Raw genomic sequence first — 19345 nt, 5'->3', positions numbered from 1 at the left:
AATCGAAGCCCGGCTCAGTGAAGCGCCAGTATCGACGGCTGGCCATCGCCCACCACCGGCGCGCCATGGGCGAAACGGTCGCGGCGCAGCCAGCGCGACACCAGAAGGATCGCCACCACGAAGAGCCCCACGCAAAGCCCCAGCCAGATGCCGTTGCCGCGCATGCCTAACGGGAATGCGAGAAAGAGCCCGAGCGGCATGCCGATCACCCAATAGCCGAAACCGGCATAGATCATCGGCAGCTTGGTGTCGTGCAGCCCGCGCAGCATGCCGGCCCCCACTGCCTGAGCGCCATCCACGATCTGGAAAAGGGCCGCGAAGGCCAGAAACGAGACGGCGATCGGAATGACCGCGGCATTGGCCGGATTGGCGCTGTCGAGGAAGATGCCGATCAGATGGTGCGGAATGAGAAGCATGGTCAGTGCCGCCAGGCTCATGAAGCCGATGCCGAGGCTGAGCGCCGTCCAGCCCGCACGGCGCACGCCTTCGCGGTCACCCGCGCCATAGGCCAGCCCGACGCGCACCGTCGCAGCCTGGCCCAACCCCAGCGGCACCATGAAGGTGGCGGCCGCGATCTGGATCGTGATGGCGTGCGCGGCCAGTGACGGCGTGTCGATCAGGCCCATCACGAGGGCTGCGCCGTTGAACAGGCCGACCTCGAAGGCGAGCAGTCCGCCGATCGGCAGGCCGAGCACGACCAGCATGCGGAAGCGCGGCCAGTCCGCACGCCAGAAGCGGCCGAACAGGTGATAGCGCCGGAACTTCCTGTGGTTCGAAACGACCAGCGCGAGGCCCACGAACATAATCGTGTTGGCGAGCGCCGTCGCCAGACCCGATCCTTCGAGCCCGAGCGCGGGAAAACCCCAATGGCCGAACACCAGCGCCCAGTTGGCAAGGGCGTTGAAGATCACGGCGACCACCATCACGGCCAGCGCCCAGCCGGGCCGCTCGAGCGCGGACACGAAGGAGCGCAGGACGACGAAGCCGAAAAAGGGCAGGATGCCCCATTGCAGCGTGCTCATATATTGCCCAGCCATGGCGGCGAGGCGCGGGTCCTGACCCATGGCATTCATGATGGCTTCGGTCTGCCAGAGCAGGATCCACATCGGCAGGGCGACGAGGATCGCGAGCCACAGCCCTTGACGCACGGTGCGGCGCGGGTCGCGCACGGAAGTGGACCTGCGCCCGAGCTCGGTCGCGATCATCGGTTGGGTGGCCAGCATCAGCCCCATGCCGGCAACGAGCGGCAGGTAATAAAGGTTCGAGCCCAGCGCGCCCGCGGCCAGCGAGTCCGGTCCCAGCCGCCCGAGGACGATCACGTCCGTCGCCGTCATCGCCGTCTGGGCGAGATTGGTGAGGATCATCGGCCATGCCAGCTTGAGCGTGGCCTGGATTTCGCCGCGCCACGAATGGGACGCGGCCGGGAAGGTGCCGGCAGTGATCGCAGACATGGTGTGCCTGCCTTTTCCAGAAATGTTCTTGCGGGTGAAAGACGGCGAGAACTGCAAAAAATTCGCTGAAAACGCGGCCGGCAGCGCAAAAGCATGCCCCAATAGCGTTCGCAAACCCGATTTCGACCGCCTGGAGGCTGCTTTTCGCCGAAACCGTTGCGGAAGGCAAGACGGGGAAAAGAGCAGTAATTTTGATGGAGGCATCAAAAAGGCGGCCCGGAGGCCGCCTTCAGGAAAGAAAGTCACGTGACCGAATGGCCTCGTAATCCCTCCGGACCGGACCCTTAGAGCCGCTGGTTGCGCGCCAGCAAGACGGACGAAACCGCCGCCAAAGACAAGCCGATGGCAAGACCGGCAATGCCCAGAAGGCGAGCCGTTTCTCGCTGTTCCTCACGCCGGATCAGGCGCTGACGCTCGGCATTGCGCTGCGCCGTTTCCCGCTGACGTTCGGCGCGCTGCCGCGCCAGCACTTCGTCGGTTCCTTCCAGCTTCTTGGCCTTGCCCGAGATCGTGGTGGAAACCACCGAAACCGGGTCGCTGGCCGGAAACGTGTCTTCGAGACCCGTGTCCAGCTGTTCATCCAGAGTAAACGGGTCTTCCGAGCGCCCGGGGGTGCGGCGGAGCGACAGGTTTTCCGGACGTTCGGACTTGCGTTGTGCTTCAGCCATGAACAAAGCCTCCTCGCGTGATGCGAGCAAAGCAACGTCTTCAATGAAGGCCGGTTCCCCGATGTGATGCGTGTCGGATGGAAGAATAGGCTGACGCTGCGGCCATATGGCTGCCGTCTTTGTGTTCCACACGCGCGCTCTCGCGACACCGGGCGCCATTGACAGACGCGCGAGCCGCGAGCACCAAGCATTCTTTCGCGAAGACGCCGTTCTGCGCAGGCGGAGGGCAGTCTGGCGAACGAAAACTTTCCGGATATTGCCGGAAGGCTGAAAGCCCCAAGCAGGAAGCACGACCATGCCAGCCTATCGTTCACGCACCACCACTCACGGCCGCAACATGGCGGGCGCTCGTGGCCTTTGGCGCGCGACGGGCATGAAGGACAGCGATTTCGGCAAGCCGATTATTGCGGTGGTCAACTCGTTCACCCAGTTCGTACCCGGCCATGTCCATCTCAAGGACCTCGGCCAGCTCGTGGCGCGCGAGATCGAAGCGGCGGGCGGCGTGGCCAAGGAGTTCAACACGATCGCGGTCGATGACGGCATCGCGATGGGGCATGACGGCATGCTTTACTCGCTGCCCTCGCGCGAACTGATCGCGGACTCGGTGGAATACATGGTCAACGCGCATTGCGCGGATGCCATGGTCTGCATTTCCAACTGCGACAAGATCACCCCCGGCATGCTGATGGCCGCGATGCGCCTCAACATTCCCGCGGTTTTCGTGTCCGGCGGCCCCATGGAAGCCGGCAAGGTGCTCCTGAAAGGCCGTCAGGTCGCGCTCGACCTCGTGGATGCCATGGTGGCCGCCGCCGACGACAAGGTGTCGGACGAGGACGTGAAGATCATCGAGCGCTCGGCCTGCCCGACCTGCGGCTCGTGCTCCGGCATGTTCACGGCAAACAGCATGAACTGTCTCACCGAGGCGCTCGGCCTGTCGCTGCCCGGCAACGGCTCGACGCTCGCGACCCATGCCGACCGCCGCCGCCTGTTCGTGGAAGCCGGGCATCTGATCGTCGATCTCGCCCAGCGCTATTACGAGCGCGACGACGAAACCGTCCTGCCGCGCAAGATCGCGTCCAAGCCCGCCTTCGAGAACGCGATGGCGCTCGATATCGCGATGGGCGGCTCGACCAATACGGTGCTGCATATCCTCGCGGCCGCGCATGAGGGCGGAATCGATTTCAGCATGGACGATATCGACGCGCTGTCGCGAAAAGTGCCCGTGCTGTGCAAGGTCGCGCCCGCCAAGCAGGACGTCCACATGGAAGACGTCCACCGTGCCGGCGGCATCATGGCGATCCTGGGCCAGCTCGACAAAGCAGGCCTTATCAACCGCGACCAGCCGACGGTGCATGCCGAGACGCTCGGCCACGCCATCGAGCACTGGGACATTTCGCAGACCAACAGCTCCAAGGTCCGCGAGTTCTTCTCGGCGGCACCCGGCGGCGTGCCGACGCAGACCGCCTTCAGCCAGAGCAGCCGCTGGGACGATCTCGACCTCGACCGTGAAGCGGGCGTGATCCGCTCGGCCGAAACGCCGTTCTCCAAGGATGGCGGCCTCGCCGTTCTCAAGGGCAATCTCGCGCTCGACGGTTGCGTGGTGAAGACGGCGGGCGTGGACGAGTCGATCCTGAAGTTCACCGGCCCCGCCATCGTCTTCGAAAGCCAGGAAGCGGCTGTGAAGGGTATCCTCGGCAATGAGGTGAAGCCGGGCGAGGTCGTGGTGATCCGCTTCGAAGGCCCACGCGGCGGCCCCGGCATGCAGGAAATGCTCTATCCCACGAGCTACCTGAAATCGAAAGGCCTGGGCAAAGCCTGCGCGCTCGTGACCGATGGCCGCTTCTCGGGTGGCAGCTCGGGTCTTTCCATCGGCCACGTCTCGCCGGAAGCGGAAGAGGGCGGGCTGATCGGGCTGGTCGAGACCGGTGACACGATCGCCATCGACATCCCCAACCGTACGATCGAGCTCAAGGTGGACGAGGCCGAACTGGTGCGCCGCCGCGAGGCGATGAACACGCAGTTCGGCAGGAACTGGTGCCCCAAGCTTCAGCGCCCGCGCAAGGTCACCACCGCTCTCCGCGCCTATGCCATGATGGCGACGAGCGCGGCCAAGGGCGCGGTTCGGCAGATCCCGGAATAAATCAGAGGGCCTCTTCGGAGGCCCTCATCATATCGTCCAGGACCCGACGCTGCCGGTGCATCTCCAGAAAGATGCGGTAGTCGCGCTCAAGCCGCTTCTGCGCCGCAGGGTCTGGTTCGCGCACCGCGCCCGGCTGCCGCATGGCCGCACAGGCCTCGCGCAAGGTCGGATAAAGCCCCGCCGCACTCGCTGCCGCCATCGCCGAGCCGCGCAGCACGGCTTCGTCGTTGCGCTGTTCCTCGACGCGGCAGCCCGTGGCATCCGCGTAAAGCTCCATCAGAAGCGAATTGCGCGTGTGCCCGCCCGTCACATGCAGGACATCCACGCGCGGACCCCGCTCGCCCATCGCGTCGAGCACATGGCGCAGGCCAAGCGCCAAGGCCACGGCCGTGCGCCAGTAGAGCCGGCAGAGCGCGTCGAAGGAACTGTCGAGGCTCAAGCCACTCACCACGCCGAGCGCGTTCGGATCGGCATAGGGGGAACGGTTCCCGTGAAAATCCGGCAGCACATGGAGTTCGGAGGCGAGATCGGGCCCTTCCGCCCCGCGCATGGCCTCGACCCGCGCGATGATGCGCCGATGCGTTTCGCCCGTTGGCGGGAGCCCGCCGCCGGTCAGCTGGATCACATGGTCGAGCAAGGCGCCTGTGGCCGACTGCCCGCCTTCGCTCAGCCAGAGATCGGGCAGGGCAGCACCCCAATAGGGACCCCAGGCGCCCGCGAAGCGGCGTGGCGCGGTGGTCATCGCCATCACGCAGCTCGACGTGCCGGCGATCAGCGCCGCATGGCGGTTGAGAGTCTTCGGTGGCAGGCCGCCCAGAAGCCCCAGCGCGCCCGCATGGGCGTCGATCAAGCCGCAGCCGACACGCGTTTCGGGAAGGAGACCGAGCGCGCGCGCCGCATCCGGCGTCAGCGATCCGAGATCGGCACCGACCGGCGTCGCATGATCGGGAAGCGCCCCACGCTCGCGCATGTCCGCAAGGCCGACCTCGCCCAAGAGATCATCCTGCCAGCCGGCATCGCCGTCGGCGAGATAGGCCCATTTCGTGCCGAGCGTGCATTGCGAGCGCGCGAGGCTGCCTGTTGCCTTCCATGACAGAAAATCGGCGAGATCGAAGAAGAAGCCGGCCTGCTCCCAAGTGGCGGGCAGCTCTTCCTTCAGCCACATCAGCTTCGGCGTCTGCATTTCCGGGCTCATGCGGCCCACCCGCGCGATCAGCGGATGTCCTGTCGCCGTGCAGCGCTCGGCTTGGGAAAGCGAGCGATGGTCGAGCCAGACCAGCGTGTCCCACCGGCTTTCACCGGACCGCGAAACCGACACCGGCCGGCCGTCCCGGTCGCGCACCACGAGCGAGCAGGTGGCATCGAAGGCAATGCCTTTGACAGCGCGCGCCTCCACCCCAGCACTTTTCCGCGCTGCCCGCACAGCACCGCAGACGGCGTTCCAGATATCCTCGGAATCGTGCTCGGCATGGGCCGGCTCGGGCTGGTTGATGAGGATCGGGTGCTCGGCGCGGCCGAGCAGGCGGCCGTTGAAATCGAAAATGCCGGCACGCGCGCTGCCCGTGCCGACATCGACCCCGCAAACGAGACCTTGGCCCAAGCTCAAGCGTGAGCTCGCGCCCGGCGTGGGGCTTTGTCCTCGATAAGGGCGGGAAGGTCGGCCATGTGCGAGAAGATCAGATCGGGCGCTGCCTGGTGGAGTGTCGCTTCGAGCCGGGCGGGGGCCGCATGGCTGCCGCCGGTGAAGCCGAACACGCGCATGCCCGCCGCCTTGGCAGCTTGGACGCCCGCCGGGCTGTCCTCGACCACGAGGCAGCGCGCGGGTTCAACCCCCATCGCCTGGGCTGCGTGGAGGAAGAGATCGGGCGCGGGCTTGCCGTTTTTCACCATCTGCGCACTGTATAGATGAGGTGCGAGAAAAGGCAAAAGCCCCGCGATCTCCAGCGACAAGGTGATCCGTTCGAGCGAGGACGAGGACGCGACACAGGCCGAACAGGGCAGCTGCTTGAGCGCCTGTTCGATCCCCTCGACCGACTTCAACTCGGCATGAAAACGCTCGTAAAGCCGCGCCCGCAACGCTTCGCTGTGGCGTTCCGTGAAGGCGAAACCGTATTTCTCGTCGAGAATGGCGATGGCGGAGGCCATGGAGCGGCCGAGCATCTGGGAGAAGATCTGCTCCTCGCTGATCGTGCCGCCCGCTTCCGTCACCACCTCGCGCAGCACCGCGACAGAGATCGGCTCGCTGTCGACCAGAACGCCGTCGCAGTCGAAGATCACAAGCTCCGGTGCGTGTCCGCTCAAGGGATCAGCCCTGCTGGCCGAGATAACGCTGGAGCACCGCCACCGTGCCGTCCGCCCAGAGCGCCCGGAGCGCGCCCGAGAATTCGCGGGCGAATTCCGGCGAGCGGCCGACCGCGCCATAGATGTCTTCCATGGCAAGCCATGCGGACGGATCGCTCTTTGCCTGCTTGGCCGTCGCCTGCATGCGGTCCCAGTTCGGATCGTTGGGCTCGATCAGGGTGCCCGCATCGCTTTCGCCATAGCAATAGCGGCACCAGAGCGCGGATTCGAGCGCGAGACCTTCGACCGACTGATTGGCCTTCAAGCGGTCGGCGACCGTCGGGATGATGAATTTCGGCTGGCGGTTCGAGCCGTCGAGGCAGAGCCGGCGCACGGTGTCGCCGATCTTGGGGTTCGAGAAGCGGCTCTCGATGAGCTGGTAATAGTCTTCCAGAACCACGCCCGGCACAGGGGGAACCGTCGGGATGATCTCGGTGCGCTCGAGCTTGGCCAGAAAGGCGCGGATCAGCGGATGCTCCATCGCCTCATGGACGAAATGGATGTCGAGCAGACCGCCCGGATAGGCGATGGTCGCATGCCCCCCGTTCAGGATGCGGATCTTCATCAGCTCGAAAGGCGACACATCCTCGACGAACTGCACGCCGACCTTTTCGAGGGCCGGCCGCCCGAGCGGAAAGTGGTCTTCGAGCACCCACTGCTTGAAGGGCTCGCAGAAGACCGGCCAGCCGTCGTCCACGCCGAACTGGTCGCGTGCGATGGTGCGCTCGCGGTCGGTGGTAGCCGGTGTGATGCGGTCCACCATGCCGTTTGGAAAGGCGACATGGGCCTCGACCCACTCGGCCAGTTCGGGATCAAGGAGGTTGGCGAGCCCGCACACCGCATCGCGCGTGACATGGCCGTTATGAGGGATGTTGTCGCAGCACATCACGGTGAAAGGCGGCGTGCCCGCACCCCGCCGCGCCTTCAGCCCCGCGAGGATAAGGCCGAACACGGTCTTCGGGTCTGTGGGGTTCGCCGCATCGCGCGCGATGTCGGGATGCTTGGGGTCGAAACGGCCGGTGGACGCGTCGATGAAATAGCCGCCCTCGGTGATGGTCAGCGACACGATGCGGATGGCCGGATCGGCGAGCTTGGCGATGATGGCCGCGCCATCGCCGGGCACGAGGAAATCGATCATGGAGCCCGTGACCCGCGCATCCATCACGCCCTGGTCCTGCTCCACCACGGTGGTCAGCCAGTCTTGTGCTTGGAGCACATCCCGCCCGCGCTTCTCGCCCTCGAAGACGCCTGCGCCGACGATCGCCCAGTCATGGTCCTCGTTTTGGTTGAACAGGGCATCGAGATAGACGGCCTGATGGGCGCGATGGAAATTGCCCAGTCCGAAATGGACGATGCCGGGCGAGAGCGCCTCGCGCGCATAGGACGGCTTCGCAACGGATGGGGGCAGCGCGGAAAGGGTTTCGAGGGAGAGCTTGGTTGCCATGGGTGTTCTTCCTTCGAAGTCTTGTGAAGGGATGTCGGAGGTGGTTGGGGTGACGAGGCGTTCCCCTCAACTCATCCAGTTCCCGCCATCCACATTGTAGGTCTGCGCCACCACGTAATCGCTGTCGCGCGAGGCCAGGAAGACTGCCATCCCGACCAGATCCTCGGCCGTGCCCATGCGCCCGTAGGGCACCGCTTCGCCGACCAGCCGCTTCTTCTCGCCGATCGGCCGGTTCTCGTATTTCGCGAAGAGCGCATCGACGCCCTGCCAGTGCTCGCCGTCCACCACGCCCGGTGCGATCGCGTTGACGTTGATCTTGTGCTTGATGAGGTCGAGCCCGGCCGATTGCGTGAGCGAGATCACCGCGGCCTTGGTGGCGCAATAGACGGCGACGAGTGCTTCACCGCGACGGCCCGCCTGGCTCGCCATGTTGATGATCTTGCCGCCCTGGCCCCGCGCGATCATGCTTTTCGCTGCGGCCTGCAGCGTGAACAGCGTGCCCGCGACATTGATCGCAAACAATCTGTCGAAGCTCGACCGCGGGATTTCCACGATCGGCCCCATGTCGAAGAGGGCCGCATTGTTGACGAGAACATCGATCCCGCCGGCCTTCTCCTCGACCGTGCGGATCGCTTGTTCGATGGACGCCTGATCCGTCACGTCCATGCGCACGGCATAGGCCTTGTCGCCGATTGCGCGCGCGGACTGTTCGGCCCGTTCGAGATCGATGTCGGCGATGGCCACGGTCGCGCCCTCGCGCACATAGGCTTCCGCAAAGGCGCGGCCGATGCCGCGCGCGGCACCGGTGATGAGGGCGGATTTATTTTCGAGTCGCATACTTATTCTCTCTGCTTGGCGCAGTTTTCCTTCAGCGAAGCGCCAGACCGCCCGCGTCGAAGCGGTGGACCTTGGACGGGACGGGTGTCAGGAACACCGTCTCCCCGTGCTCCAGGCCCACCTCGCCATCGGCGCGCACCGTGATCGGCCCGGCCTGGTCGGTCTGGACATGGAGGAAGGTGTCGGAGCCGAGATGCTCGGCCACGCCCACCGTGCCGCGCCATGTGCCGCTGTCGCGGCTGATCTGGATATGCTCGGGCCGCACGCCGACGGTGGCGGCCCCACCCATGCCGTCCGCCGCCTGACCGGACACGAGGTTCATGCGGGGTGAACCGATGAAGCCCGCCACGAAGAGATTTTTCGGGGAACGATAGAGTTCGAGCGGCGAGCCGACCTGCTCGATATTGCCGGCGTTCAGCACCACGATCTTGTCGGCCATGGTCATGGCTTCCACCTGATCGTGGGTCACATAGATCATGGTGGTCTTGAGCTGCTGGTGCAGTTCCGAGATTTCGAGGCGCATGGTGCCGCGCAGGGCCGCGTCGAGGTTCGAAAGCGGCTCGTCGAACAAGAAGGCCGAAGGCTGGCGCACGATGGCGCGTCCGATGGCGACGCGCTGACGCTGGCCGCCCGAGAGCTGGCCGGGACGGCGGTCGAGATAGTTGGTCAGGTTAAGAACGCGGGCGGCGTCCGTCACCTTCTTGTCGATGACCGCCTTGTCCTCGCCCGCCATCTTGAGCGGAAAGGCGATGTTGTTGCGCACGGTCATGTGTGGGTAGAGCGCATAGGACTGGAACACCATCGCAAGCCCGCGCTTGGCCGGTGCCTCCTGGGTCACATCGCGCCCATCGATCATGATCTTGCCGCCCGACACGTCCTCGAGCCCTGCGATCAGGCGCAGAAGCGTGGACTTGCCGCAGCCGGACGGGCCGACGAACACCACGAACTCGCCATCCTCGATGGTGAGGTCGATGTTGGGAATGATGCTCGTCGCGCCGAAGCTCTTCGAAACGTTCTGAAGGGTGATGTTGCCCATGATGTCTCCCCTTAATCTTTTGATCGGGTCATGATCCCTGTCCGAAAAGTCTGCGACTTTCCGGGGACATGCCTACTTGACGGCGCCGAAGGTCAGGCCGCGCACCAGCTGGCGCTGCGAGAACCAGCCCATGATGAGGATGGGTGCGATGGCAAGCGTCGAGGCCGCCGACAGCTTGGCCCAGAACAGGCCCTGTGGGCTCGAGAACGACGAGATGAAGACCGTCAGCGGCGCGGCATTCGTGGTGGTCAGCTGGATCGTCCAGAACGCCTCGTTCCAGGCCAGGATGATGTTGAGCAGCATGGTGGAGGCGATGCCGGGCACCGCCATCGGCGTCAGCACATAGACGATCTCGTTCCAGAGCGAGGCACCATCCATGCGTGACGCCTCGAGGATTTCGCCGGGAATCTCACGAAAGTAAGTGTAGAGCATCCACACCACGATTGGCAGGTTGATCAGCGTCAGCATGACCGTGATGGCGACGCGGTTGTCGAGGAGGCCGAGCCGCGCGAAGATGAGGTAGAGCGGCACGAGCACGGCGACCGCCGGCATCATCTTGGTGGACAGCATCCACATCAGCACGTCCTTGGTCCGGCGCGTCGGCGAGAATGCCATGGACCAGGCCGCCGGTACCGCGACCACGAGCGCCAGCAGGGTCGAGCCGACGGAGATGATTACCGAGTTGAGGAAGAAGCGGAAATAGCCGCGCTGCGCCTCGACCTCGGCATAGCTTTCCAGCGTTCCCGAGGGGATCAGGTTGAAGCCCTGGATCGCCTCAGTTTCCGACTTGAAGCTCGTGATGATCGTGTAAAGGATCGGGAAGAAGATGAGCAGGGCAATGATCCACACGACGACTGTGGTGACTGCCTTCTGACGGTTGGTGACGGTGCGCGCCATGTCTGACCTCCTTCTCGCTCAACGATCCAGATTCTTGCCCACCGCGCGCATCAGAAAGACGGCGACGATGTTGGCGAAGATCACCGCGAGGATGCCGCCCGCCGATGCCAAGCCGTAGCGCACATCGGCCACGCTCTTGGCGATCTGAAAGGGCAGGTTGACGGATGCATAGCCCGGTCCGCCGCCGGTGGTGACGAAGATCTCGGCATAGATCGAGAGCAGGAAGATGGTCTGGATGAGCACCACCACCGTGATCGCACGCGCGAGGTGGGGCAGCACCAGATACCAGAAGCGGCTGAAGAAGCCCGCGCCGTCCATTTCGGCGGCTTCCTTCTGCTCGCCGTCGAGCGACTGAAGCGCGGTCAGGAGGATCAGCGTCGCGAAGGGCAGCCATTGCCAGGCGACGATGATGATGATCGAGAACAATGGGTAGGATGTCAGCCACGCAATCGGCGTGAAGCCCAGTGATCGCGCGATGCTCGCGAACACGCCGTAGTCGGGCGACATGATCATGTTCTTCCAGATCAGCGCCGCGACGGGCGGCATGACGAAGAAGGGCGAGATGATGAGGATGCGGACGATGCCTTGTCCCCAGACCGGTTGGTCGAGCAGCATCGCGAGCATGATGCCGCCGATCACGGTGATCAGGAGAACGCTCACCACGAGGATCAGCGTGTTGATGATCGACTGCGAGAAGGCCGGATCGTTGAAGGCGAGGAGGTAGTTGGAAAAGCCGACGAACCCGTTTCTGGCAGGGTTGGCCGGATTATAGCGCTGAAACGAAAGCCAGAGCGTCGCCACCAGCGGCACGATCATCCAGATGAACAGCATGATGACAGACGGTGCCATCATGATGCGTGCGAGGGATCGGGTTTGTTGAGTGGCCATTTGCGGAATACCCCTCCTCAGGTCGATGCCGCAGTTGCGCTCTGTGCGGGCGCGTTCGATCGCGCCGCAGCAACTTCTGAAGCCCGCCGGATCGTGCCCCTCGGAAAGACTGAAAACAGTCTCCGCCGCCTGTCATGCGGAGAAGAGGCTTGGGCGAGCACGGCCGCGAGGCCGGAATACGGATCAAGTTGAATGTCGCGTGGCTTGGCCGTCAACCCTGCAGCGCGGCTCTCCACCGCTCATGCATCAGTGAAGGATCGGCATCAGGTGAAGGATCGGCCGCCCGGAAACGGGCCGGGCGGCCTGAAACATCGGGAGGATGTTTACTGGATGTAACCGCCTTCGGTCATGGTGCTGGTGGCAGCCGTCTGAGCCTGAGCGAGTGCGTCGTCGACGCTCATCTGGCCGGCAAGTGCCGCCGAGAAGAGCTGACCGACCGTCGTGCCGAGGCCCTGGAATTCAGGAATGGCCACGAACTGGACGCCCGTATAGGGCACCGGCTTCACGGTGGGCTTGGTCGGGTCCGCCGCGTTGATGGAGTCGATGGTCATCTTCGCGAAGGGCGCTGCCTTCTGGTAGTCGGCATTGGCATAGAGCGACTGGCGGGTGCCCGGAGGCACGTTCGCCCAGCCTTCCTTGGACGCGACGAGTTCGCCATAGGCCTTGGAGGTCGCCCAGGAGATGAACTTCTCCGCCGATTCGACCTTCTGCGAGCCCGCGGGGATCGCCAGCGACCAGGCCCAGAGCCAGTTGCCGCGCTTGCCGAGGCCCGTATCGGGTGCCAACGCGAAGCCGACCTTGTCGGCAACGGTCGAGTCGGCGGGGTTGGTCACGAAGGATGCCGCCACCGTGGCGTCGATCCACATGCCGCATTTGCCCTGCTGGAAGAGCGCGAGGTTCTCGTTGAAGCCGTTGGAGGAAGCGCCCTCGGGGCCGGCTTCCTTCATCAGGTCGACATAGGACTGAAGCGTCTTCTTCCATTCCGGCTGGTCGAACTGGGGCTTCCAGTTCTCGTCGAACCAGCGCGCGCCGAAGGCGTTCGCCGTGGCCGTCAGGAAGGCCATGTTCTCGCCCCAGCCGGCCTTGCCGCGAAGGCAGATGCCGTTGATGCCGTTGGCGCGGTCGGTCATCTTGCGCGCGGCGTCCGCGACCTGATCCCAGGTCGGTGCCTCGGGCAGGGTGACGCCGGCCTTCTCGGCCAGATCCTTGCGATACATGATGAAGGACGACTCGCCGTAGAACGGCGCGGCGTAGAGCTTGCCGTCGGAGGAAAGGCCATTGCGGATGGCCGGGATCAGATCGTCGACGTCGTAGTCGGCGCCGAGATTGTCGAGCGGCACGAGCCAGTCGTTCTTCGCCCAGATCGGAACCTCATAGGTGCCGATGGTCAGAACGTCGAACTGGCCGCCTTTGTTGGCGATGTCGGTGGTGACGCGCTGGCGCAGCACGTTTTCTTCGAGCGTGACCCAGTTGAGCTGAATGTCGGGGTTGGCCTTGGTGAACTCGCCGGCCAGCTTCTGCATGCGGATCATGTCGCCATTGTTGACGGTGGCGATGGTCAGCGTCTCGGCATGCGCTGCGACCGCGAGCAGGCTCGCGGTGCAGAGTCCGAGCGTGAATGCGAATGGTCTCATCAAACTTCCTCCCTTGCGCAAGGCCTGCCGGAGACATGAGCAATTGCCTTGGATGTGGGCAATTACCCACGGCGAAGAAGCGCTGTCAACTTCCATTCGATGCTGCAGCGCAGCAAGAGAGCGGATGAACCGTTTGAACTCCTCGGTCTTCCTTCGCGAACTCGCCGAGGATCCATTCCCGAAAAGTCCTGATCTTGCGCACGTTGCGGCGTGCTTCGGGATAGGCAAGCCAGTAACCGCCGTTCCGCCCGTCGTCTGACAGTTCCGCATAGGGCTGCACCAGACGACCCTCCGCCAGATCGCGCTCGAAGAAGCGTCGGGTGAGGATGGCGACACCCTGGCCGGCCATGGCGGCGTTGGCCGCATAGATCTGGGTGCCGAGGCTGTTGAGCGGCCGCTTTCCGAGCTCGCCCGCATCGACGCCCATCTTGGCGAACCACAGCTGCCACCAGTGGTCGTCGGGGTCGAGGATCGGCAGCTTGAGGAGATCGGCAGGCGTCTTGATGTCCGCTTCGGCGGCAAGCGCGGGACTCAGCATCGGGGCGAAATCGTATGGAATGAGCCGGTGCGCCGCGAGGCCGGGCCACTGGCCGACCCCGCCGCGGATCGCCATGTCGGCCTCGCCGCGCAAAAGGTCGAGATTCCGGTCGAGCGCATCGAGACGCACCGCGATCGTGGGATTGGCGAACTGGAAGCGCCCGAGATTCTGCGCCAGCCAGATGCCTGCAAAGGTCGCAACGGTGGTGAGCGTCAGCGTCACGCCCTCCGCACCTCGTGCCTTGGCATAACCCTCCGTCAAGCGGTCGAAGGCGTCACGCGCGGCCTCGGCCAGCGTCTGGCCCGCTTCCGTCAATTCGACGCTGCGCGCGCGGCGCACGAAAAGCGGACTGCCGACCCGGTCCTCCAGCACCTTGATCTGATAGCTGACCGCCGCCTGCGTCATGCCGAGTTCTTCGCCGGCGCGCGTGAAGCTTAGCAGGCGGGCGGCGGCCTCGAAGGCGCGCAGCGCGGGAAGGGGTGGCAGGTGCCGGAACTCAGCCATCAAACCAGTCTATGGGTCTAGTGCGACATTCGATTGGAATTCCGCCGCCATTCGTCTCAGATTATGGGCAGAACAGACACCCACGGCAACATGCAAACGAGGCGTTCCCATGAACTCGCCCGCCGAACTCCTGTTGACCAAACACGCACGGTCACGAATATCGGGACAGCAATGGCTTTTATGGCTTGCCGCGTTCCGCTCAAGTCTCTCGCGCCTACGCCGCAAGCCCGATCCGCGCCTGCTCTCGGACTATCTGCAACGCGACATCGGCTTGATCGACGCGGCCGACCCGTTCAGCCCGCGCCGCTGCGACTGATCATGGTTGCAAAAGGCCCTCTGCCGTCGCCTCGTCGGTGATCAACCCGTTGACGAGGCGGCGCGCGGCGGCCGCCTTCAAGCCCGGCAGCTTGCGCTCGCCCTTGCCCAGCACGATCACCAGTCCGGTCTCGCGCGAGGGAAGAGGGGCGGAGGCCACGCGGTCGTTGGTGACGCCTTCGATCAGCTCGCCTTCGCGGTCGAACGCCCAGCCGACAAGTTCGCCGACGGCGCCCGCCTTCTGCAATGCCTTCAACTCATTTTCCGTGATGAATCCGTCTTCGAACAAGGGCGCATTGGGGCCGAGATCGCCGATGCCCAGGAATGTTACCTCGGCCTTGGCTGCGAGTTCGAGCGTCGAGCGGATCATCGGTTGAGAATGCAGCATCTCGCGCTCCTCGCTGGACGAGGCGATGACGGGGAGCGGCATCGGGAAGGAGCGGCACTTCACACGGTCGGAAAGGGTGAAGACGACATTGTAGAAGGCCGCCGAGCCGTCCGGCGCGATATTGCCGGTGAGCGACACCACCTTGTGCTGCGGGCAGGCCATGGGTGGCAGTTGTTCGATGGCCGCCTTCAGCGTGCGCCCCGTGCCCATCGCCATGGTGGAGGGTTCAGAGCTGCGCAACCGGCGCTCGAACTCGGCGGCACCCGCTTCCGCGATGCCGATCGTGGTGGAGGCCGAGCCTGGATCGGTGGGAACCACTTCAACGAAGTCGAGCCCGTAGCGGCTCTTGAGCTCGGTGCCGAGTTCCAGGCAGCGTGCAATCGGGTGGTCGAGGCGCACGCGCACGAGGCCCTCGGAAACGGCTAGGGAGACCAGCCGCTGCGCGGTCTGACGCGACACGCCGAGCTTGCCTGCGATCTGGTCCTGCGTATTGCCCGCGACATAGTAAAGCCAGCCCGCGCGGGCCGCATCGTCCAGCCGGTTCCGATCCGGGTCGTTTCGCGCAATCGTATTCATACCTGCGCTTCTTTCTCCACCCACGCATGCTCCCCGGTTGCGCATTGCCAAGCATTGCAGGCTTGATGCGTGGTAGCAATTGCCAAACGCTTGGGCAAATGCCGAGGGTCTTCAGCCAACGGAGGCTTGCCCGCCTCTGGCATCTGCCCAAGTTTGCCTCTATGCCCGGGCTCAAAGGCCTGCAAGTGCAAGGAAAGCTCCCGATGTCAATCAACCCCAAGGCCGTGTTCTGGGACATGGACGGCACGCTGGTGGACAGCGAGCTGCTGCATGATGCTGCACTCGAACATGCGATCCGCAGCCTGGGCCTCACGCCGCCAGAAGACCTGCATGAGCGCGTCCTCGGCCAGGCCGCATGGCCCGTTTACCAGATGATGCGCGCGGAACTGGGCGTTTCCATCCCCTTCGAAGACTGGATCGCGCGGAAATACGATTATTATTTCGAGCATGCGCCGAAGTTGAAGCCGCGCGAAGGCGCGGTCGAAATCTTTCGCGCCTTGGAAGACGCCGGCGTCAAGCAGGCGATCGTTTCGAACTCCGATCGCCTCGTCGTGGATGCAAACCTGCGCGCGGTCGGCCTGTCGCGCAACGGTTTCATCTCGGTCAGCCGCAATGATGTGCGTCTGGGCAAGCCCGATCCCGAGCCGTTCCTACGCGCCGCCTATCTGCACGGCGTCGAGCCGCAGGAGTGCGCGGTGATGGAGGATTCGCAGACGGGCGCCTCGGCTGGTGTCGCCGCCGGCATGACCACGATCTTCTGGCCGCAGATGGATTTGGAACCACCGGCGGGGGCTCTTTATTTCCGAACGGCGGAAGAGGTGCGCGCGGCCCTCTTGGGCGATTAGTGCCACCAGCATAGCCGCGCCGGGAGGAACGGTCGGGCATGGGCGCGATAACTGAAAATCTCTGGCTGATCGTGGTCGCGGGCGGCCCGATCCTGATCGCGGTGCTGATCGTCTTCGCGCTGACCCAGCGCCGCAAGCGCACGGCGGCCGAAAAGCAGGCCACCGAGCGCGCCACCGCGGAACTCTACTCGCCACGTGATCGTGGCGCCCCGCCGCACAACAACTAGCGAGCAGGGCTCCACCGGCCTCAGAATCCGGTTTTCGAGCCGATCTCCTCTTGGGATCCGCTACAATTTCCGGCCTATCGTGAAGGAGGGCGGCGGATGGTCATCCACCCGCCGCCGAAGATCACTGCTGCCGGGCGGGAATACGCCAGAGCTGGGTCGGCAGTGCAATCGGCGCGTCAGGCTTGAAGAAAGACATGTCCTGAATGCGCGATGTGGTCACATAGATCGCGCCGTCCGACGCTTCGCTGAGCGTATCGGGCCAGCGCAGGCGATCATCGGCGATCCATTCGACGGGTTCCTTGTCGAGCGTCTCGCGCACGAACAGGGCATTGCCCTCGGGTGCGGTGACGATCATGCGTCCGTCGTCAGTGATGAGCAGGCCGTCCGCCACGCCATTGACGCCTTGTGCCTGAACCTTCTGCCCCAGCTCTTCCGACGACAGGCTTTCGTTGCGGAGCGAAGCGGTGTCGACGCGATAAAGCGTTCGGCCCTTGATGGCCTGCCAATAAAGCCAGTCGCCATCCTTGGAGAGCGCGATGCCGTCGGCCGAGAACTCGACGCCCCGCCCGTCAGGCTGACGCAAGACCTTACCATCGGCCTTCACCTGCACGTTCGGCTCCACCTGCGTGGACGGGTGTCCGGCCAGCAGGCGGCGGGCCTTGCCGCTTTCAAGATCGACCACGACGATGGCGCCGACCAGGCCTGAATCGGTGATGTAGGCGGTTTTGCCATCGGGGCTCAGGCGCACATCGTTGAGATAGGAGCCCTGCGGCGCGATCGTCTGGTCGAAGGACCATCTCTTCACGACGCCATTGGTCTTGAGGTCGATCTGCACGAGCTTCGGCCCACCGAGGACGATCTTGGCCTGCGCGGGGGCGGCGGGGTCGAGCACGAAGAGGCTGCCGCGCTTGTCGGCCACCACGCTTTGCACGCAGATGAAGTGGCTTTCAGGCGCGAACTCCGCCTTGCGGGCGTTGCGCCACATATTCCAGGTCTCGTTCGGATAGGGCCTGATCTCGCCATCGACCACTTCGGCCACGGAGACGGGAGAGTCTTCCGTCCAGCGCGGGAAGTTGACGAAGATCCGGTTGTCTTCCGAAACGGTGACGCCGGTCACCTGATGAGGAAACTCGGCGACCTGCTCGAGCTGCGGTTTGCCCGTCTGGGCCTGGTCGGTCAGGGCCTGGTCGGTCCGCGCCTGACCTGTCTGGGTTTGCGCGACCGCCGGTGCGGCGGCAAAGCAGGCCCAGGCGGCCGTGGACAAAAGAAGGGTTCGAAGCGACATCGGACGAATCTCCAGCAAACGGGAGTCCGCTTAAGGCCGGCTTGGAGGGCTGGTTCCCTAGTTTTGGAGGGCCTCAGTGCCGCGTCTGCGACAGGCCGGCGCCCATGCGATCGCGGTCGAAAGCGACGCCAAGACCACGCTCGATGGCCGCAATGGTGACGATCTGCGCCAGCTCGTCGTCTTCCAGCTCGCATTTCGGCAGATCGACGCGGATCGCCTGCACGGCATCCGTGACGGACACCGGCCAGCCGGCCTTACGCTTCTTTTCGAGATAGGTCTTGAGGACCTGGTGAACTGTTTTAGGCGACATTTATCTCACGCGAACAAGAACAAGCCCGTTCCAACCAACACCAACCGACCGGGCCGGCAAGAAATGCTCAGTCCGGCATTCGGCTCCATCGGGAGATACGATTTCCACGCGCCAATGCAATCCCCACAAAACGAGGTGGGAGAAATGGTTGGGCTCGGCTCTGAATTGATCCGGTGCTGTCGTGCCGGTCGAGAGACCGTCCGCCCTGCCGCTCTCTTGAAGCGACCGGCCTGAAGCCTACCGGCCCCGCAAGCCGATATGCTCGTAGAAATGCAGATAAGACGGGTTGAAGCCGGCAATCGCCTGCAATCGTTCGGGGTCGTGGATCGTCAGATAGCCGTTGGCGAGCGTGAAGATGCCTTCGGTGCGCAATCGCTGGAGGGTGCGGTTGATGTGCACGATGCTCATGCCCAGCGTATCGGCGAGTTCCTGCTGGGTAAGCGGCAGGCGAAAGGCGCGGTCGGCGGCGTGGCCGACGACCGACATGCGCAGAAACAGTTCCCAGATCAGGTGGGCGGCCCGTTCATAGGCCGTGCGGCGGCCGACATTGACGATCCACTGGCGCAGCACGGCTTCATCGACCAGGGTGGACCACCAAAGCGCACGGGTCAGCGCCGGGCGGCGGTCGGTGATATCCATCACCACCTGGCGCGGGACCTTGGCGACGCGGCTGAGTGTCAGCGCGCCGATGGAGTGATCCATCTCCTTCAACAGAAACCCGTGCAGGTCGCACATGTCGCCGGGCACGAGGAAGGCGGTGATCTGGCGGCGGCCGTTTTCGAGCACCGTGTAGCGGCACAGCATGCCTTCCACGACCACGTTCACCCAATCGACGCGCTGGCCTTCGCTGACGACATCGGTATCGGACTCATAGGTTTCGGTCTCGGCCACCAGCCGGTCGAGGATCTCGACATCGTCGTCGGCAAGGTCAGTGAATTGGCGAAGCTTGGCGGCCCAAGGGTTTCTGGGCAGCTTCATCGCGCGACCGCTTCAAACAGAGGGACGGATGCGGTGCCATCGGG

At 64.4% G+C, this 19345-nt stretch carries 20 protein-coding genes; 5 read left to right on the top strand and 15 right to left on the bottom strand.

Annotated elements, in window-relative coordinates:
• Positions 1-14: 14 nt before the first annotated feature.
• Positions 15-1451 carry an MATE family efflux transporter gene (locus tag NGM99_RS11535; protein ID WP_252819014.1) on the bottom strand — a complete coding sequence of 479 codons (1437 nt, stop codon included), beginning with the start codon at positions 1449-1451 and terminating at the stop codon, positions 15-17.
• On the opposite strand from NGM99_RS11535, the gene NGM99_RS11530 reads away from it, so the two are divergent.
• Positions 1438-1701, top strand: a complete 264-nt coding sequence (locus tag NGM99_RS11530) for a hypothetical protein (protein ID WP_252819012.1) — start codon at positions 1438-1440, stop codon at positions 1699-1701. The two genes, NGM99_RS11535 and NGM99_RS11530, sit on opposite strands and share 14 nt — an antisense overlap.
• Positions 1702-1735: 34 nt before the next feature.
• On the opposite strand, the gene NGM99_RS11525 is transcribed toward NGM99_RS11530, so the two are convergent.
• Complete coding sequence (locus tag NGM99_RS11525; protein ID WP_252819010.1) at positions 1736-2119, bottom strand: hypothetical protein; 384 nt, start codon at positions 2117-2119, stop codon at positions 1736-1738.
• A 295-nt stretch (positions 2120-2414) separates the two neighbouring features.
• Here NGM99_RS11525 and ilvD point away from each other — a divergent pair, with 295 nt between their 5' ends.
• The gene (ilvD, locus tag NGM99_RS11520) at positions 2415-4259 is read left to right on the top strand and encodes a dihydroxy-acid dehydratase (RefSeq protein WP_252819008.1); all 1845 of its coding nucleotides are present in this window, start codon (positions 2415-2417) and stop codon (positions 4257-4259) included.
• A gap of 1 nt (position 4260) precedes the next feature.
• On the opposite strand, the gene NGM99_RS11515 is transcribed toward ilvD, so the two are convergent.
• The 9 genes from NGM99_RS11515 to NGM99_RS11475 form a co-directional block, all read right to left on the bottom strand.
• Complete coding sequence (locus tag NGM99_RS11515; RefSeq protein ID WP_252819215.1) at positions 4261-5859, bottom strand: FGGY-family carbohydrate kinase; 1599 nt, start codon at positions 5857-5859, stop codon at positions 4261-4263.
• Positions 5860-5861: 2 nt separating this feature from the next.
• The gene (locus NGM99_RS11510; protein WP_252819006.1) at positions 5862-6560 is read right to left on the bottom strand and encodes an HAD family hydrolase; all 699 of its coding nucleotides are present in this window, start codon (positions 6558-6560) and stop codon (positions 5862-5864) included.
• 4 nt (positions 6561-6564) lie between these two features.
• A complete protein-coding gene (locus NGM99_RS11505) occupies positions 6565-8043 on the bottom strand; it encodes a mannitol dehydrogenase family protein (RefSeq protein WP_252819004.1) in 1479 nt (492 codons plus the stop codon).
• Positions 8044-8109: 66 nt separating this feature from the next.
• Positions 8110-8880 carry an L-iditol 2-dehydrogenase gene (locus NGM99_RS11500; RefSeq protein WP_252819002.1) on the bottom strand — a complete coding sequence of 257 codons (771 nt, stop codon included), beginning with the start codon at positions 8878-8880 and terminating at the stop codon, positions 8110-8112.
• Between the two features lie 31 nt (positions 8881-8911).
• Positions 8912-9916, bottom strand: a complete 1005-nt coding sequence (locus tag NGM99_RS11495; protein WP_252818999.1) for an ABC transporter ATP-binding protein — start codon at positions 9914-9916, stop codon at positions 8912-8914.
• Between the two features lie 72 nt (positions 9917-9988).
• Positions 9989-10813: a carbohydrate ABC transporter permease gene (locus NGM99_RS11490; RefSeq protein ID WP_252818997.1), complete on the bottom strand. Its 825-nt coding sequence runs from the start codon at positions 10811-10813 to the stop codon at positions 9989-9991.
• Between the two features lie 18 nt (positions 10814-10831).
• Positions 10832-11701 carry a carbohydrate ABC transporter permease gene (locus NGM99_RS11485; RefSeq protein ID WP_252818995.1) on the bottom strand — a complete coding sequence of 290 codons (870 nt, stop codon included), beginning with the start codon at positions 11699-11701 and terminating at the stop codon, positions 10832-10834.
• 323 nt (positions 11702-12024) lie between these two features.
• Complete coding sequence (locus tag NGM99_RS11480) at positions 12025-13335, bottom strand: ABC transporter substrate-binding protein (RefSeq protein WP_252818993.1); 1311 nt, start codon at positions 13333-13335, stop codon at positions 12025-12027.
• 85 nt (positions 13336-13420) lie between these two features.
• A complete protein-coding gene (locus tag NGM99_RS11475) occupies positions 13421-14377 on the bottom strand; it encodes a LysR substrate-binding domain-containing protein (RefSeq protein ID WP_252818991.1) in 957 nt (318 codons plus the stop codon).
• Positions 14378-14486: 109 nt separating this feature from the next.
• On the opposite strand from NGM99_RS11475, the gene NGM99_RS11470 reads away from it, so the two are divergent.
• Positions 14487-14693 carry a hypothetical protein gene (locus NGM99_RS11470; RefSeq protein ID WP_252818989.1) on the top strand — a complete coding sequence of 69 codons (207 nt, stop codon included), beginning with the start codon at positions 14487-14489 and terminating at the stop codon, positions 14691-14693.
• Here NGM99_RS11470 and NGM99_RS11465 read toward each other — a convergent pair whose 3' ends face one another.
• Positions 14694-15656, bottom strand: a complete 963-nt coding sequence (locus NGM99_RS11465; protein WP_252818987.1) for a sugar-binding transcriptional regulator — start codon at positions 15654-15656, stop codon at positions 14694-14696.
• A 209-nt stretch (positions 15657-15865) separates the two neighbouring features.
• On the opposite strand from NGM99_RS11465, the gene NGM99_RS11460 reads away from it, so the two are divergent.
• Together NGM99_RS11460 and NGM99_RS11455 are read left to right on the top strand one after the other, a co-directional pair.
• The gene (locus NGM99_RS11460; protein WP_252819212.1) at positions 15866-16501 is read left to right on the top strand and encodes an HAD family hydrolase; all 636 of its coding nucleotides are present in this window, start codon (positions 15866-15868) and stop codon (positions 16499-16501) included.
• Between the two features lie 38 nt (positions 16502-16539).
• Positions 16540-16728 carry a hypothetical protein gene (locus tag NGM99_RS11455; RefSeq protein ID WP_252818985.1) on the top strand — a complete coding sequence of 63 codons (189 nt, stop codon included), beginning with the start codon at positions 16540-16542 and terminating at the stop codon, positions 16726-16728.
• 121 nt (positions 16729-16849) lie between these two features.
• Here NGM99_RS11455 and NGM99_RS11450 read toward each other — a convergent pair whose 3' ends face one another.
• The 3 genes from NGM99_RS11450 to NGM99_RS11440 form a co-directional block, all read right to left on the bottom strand.
• The gene (locus tag NGM99_RS11450; protein WP_252818984.1) at positions 16850-18013 is read right to left on the bottom strand and encodes an L-dopachrome tautomerase-related protein; all 1164 of its coding nucleotides are present in this window, start codon (positions 18011-18013) and stop codon (positions 16850-16852) included.
• 73 nt (positions 18014-18086) lie between these two features.
• A complete protein-coding gene (locus NGM99_RS11445) occupies positions 18087-18323 on the bottom strand; it encodes a hypothetical protein (RefSeq protein ID WP_252818983.1) in 237 nt (78 codons plus the stop codon).
• 237 nt (positions 18324-18560) lie between these two features.
• Positions 18561-19301, bottom strand: a complete 741-nt coding sequence (locus NGM99_RS11440) for a Crp/Fnr family transcriptional regulator (RefSeq protein ID WP_252818982.1) — start codon at positions 19299-19301, stop codon at positions 18561-18563.
• Positions 19302-19345: the final 44 nt, after the last annotated feature.

Source organism: Mesorhizobium liriopis, from assembly GCF_024053505.1.
Taxonomy (GTDB): domain Bacteria; phylum Pseudomonadota; class Alphaproteobacteria; order Rhizobiales; family Rhizobiaceae; genus Mesorhizobium_B; species Mesorhizobium_B liriopis.
Note: the sequence above shows the minus strand (reverse complement) of the source record. Positions and strands in the feature narration are given on the sequence as shown.

Bases quoted from the DNA above. Each gene is read 5' to 3' on its own strand.
- NGM99_RS11535 (WP_252819014.1), bottom strand. From the start codon at position 1,451: ATGTCTGCGATCACTGCCGGCACCTTCCCGGCCGCGTCCCATTCGTGG.
- NGM99_RS11525 (WP_252819010.1), bottom strand. From the start codon at position 2,119: ATGGCTGAAGCACAACGCAAGTCCGAACGTCCGGAAAACCTGTCGCTC.
- ilvD (WP_252819008.1), top strand. From the start codon at position 2,415: ATGCCAGCCTATCGTTCACGCACCACCACTCACGGCCGCAACATGGCG.
- NGM99_RS11505 (WP_252819004.1), bottom strand. From the start codon at position 8,043: ATGGCAACCAAGCTCTCCCTCGAAACCCTTTCCGCGCTGCCCCCATCC.
- NGM99_RS11500 (WP_252819002.1), bottom strand. From the start codon at position 8,880: ATGCGACTCGAAAATAAATCCGCCCTCATCACCGGTGCCGCGCGCGGC.
- NGM99_RS11495 (WP_252818999.1), bottom strand. From the start codon at position 9,916: ATGGGCAACATCACCCTTCAGAACGTTTCGAAGAGCTTCGGCGCGACG.
- NGM99_RS11490 (WP_252818997.1), bottom strand. From the start codon at position 10,813: ATGGCGCGCACCGTCACCAACCGTCAGAAGGCAGTCACCACAGTCGTC.
- NGM99_RS11485 (WP_252818995.1), bottom strand. From the start codon at position 11,701: ATGGCCACTCAACAAACCCGATCCCTCGCACGCATCATGATGGCACCG.
- NGM99_RS11480 (WP_252818993.1), bottom strand. From the start codon at position 13,335: ATGAGACCATTCGCATTCACGCTCGGACTCTGCACCGCGAGCCTGCTC.
- NGM99_RS11475 (WP_252818991.1), bottom strand. From the start codon at position 14,377: ATGGCTGAGTTCCGGCACCTGCCACCCCTTCCCGCGCTGCGCGCCTTC.
- NGM99_RS11470 (WP_252818989.1), top strand. From the start codon at position 14,487: ATGAACTCGCCCGCCGAACTCCTGTTGACCAAACACGCACGGTCACGA.
- NGM99_RS11465 (WP_252818987.1), bottom strand. From the start codon at position 15,656: ATGAATACGATTGCGCGAAACGACCCGGATCGGAACCGGCTGGACGAT.
- NGM99_RS11455 (WP_252818985.1), top strand. From the start codon at position 16,540: ATGGGCGCGATAACTGAAAATCTCTGGCTGATCGTGGTCGCGGGCGGC.
- NGM99_RS11450 (WP_252818984.1), bottom strand. From the start codon at position 18,013: ATGTCGCTTCGAACCCTTCTTTTGTCCACGGCCGCCTGGGCCTGCTTT.
- NGM99_RS11445 (WP_252818983.1), bottom strand. From the start codon at position 18,323: ATGTCGCCTAAAACAGTTCACCAGGTCCTCAAGACCTATCTCGAAAAG.
- NGM99_RS11440 (WP_252818982.1), bottom strand. From the start codon at position 19,301: ATGAAGCTGCCCAGAAACCCTTGGGCCGCCAAGCTTCGCCAATTCACT.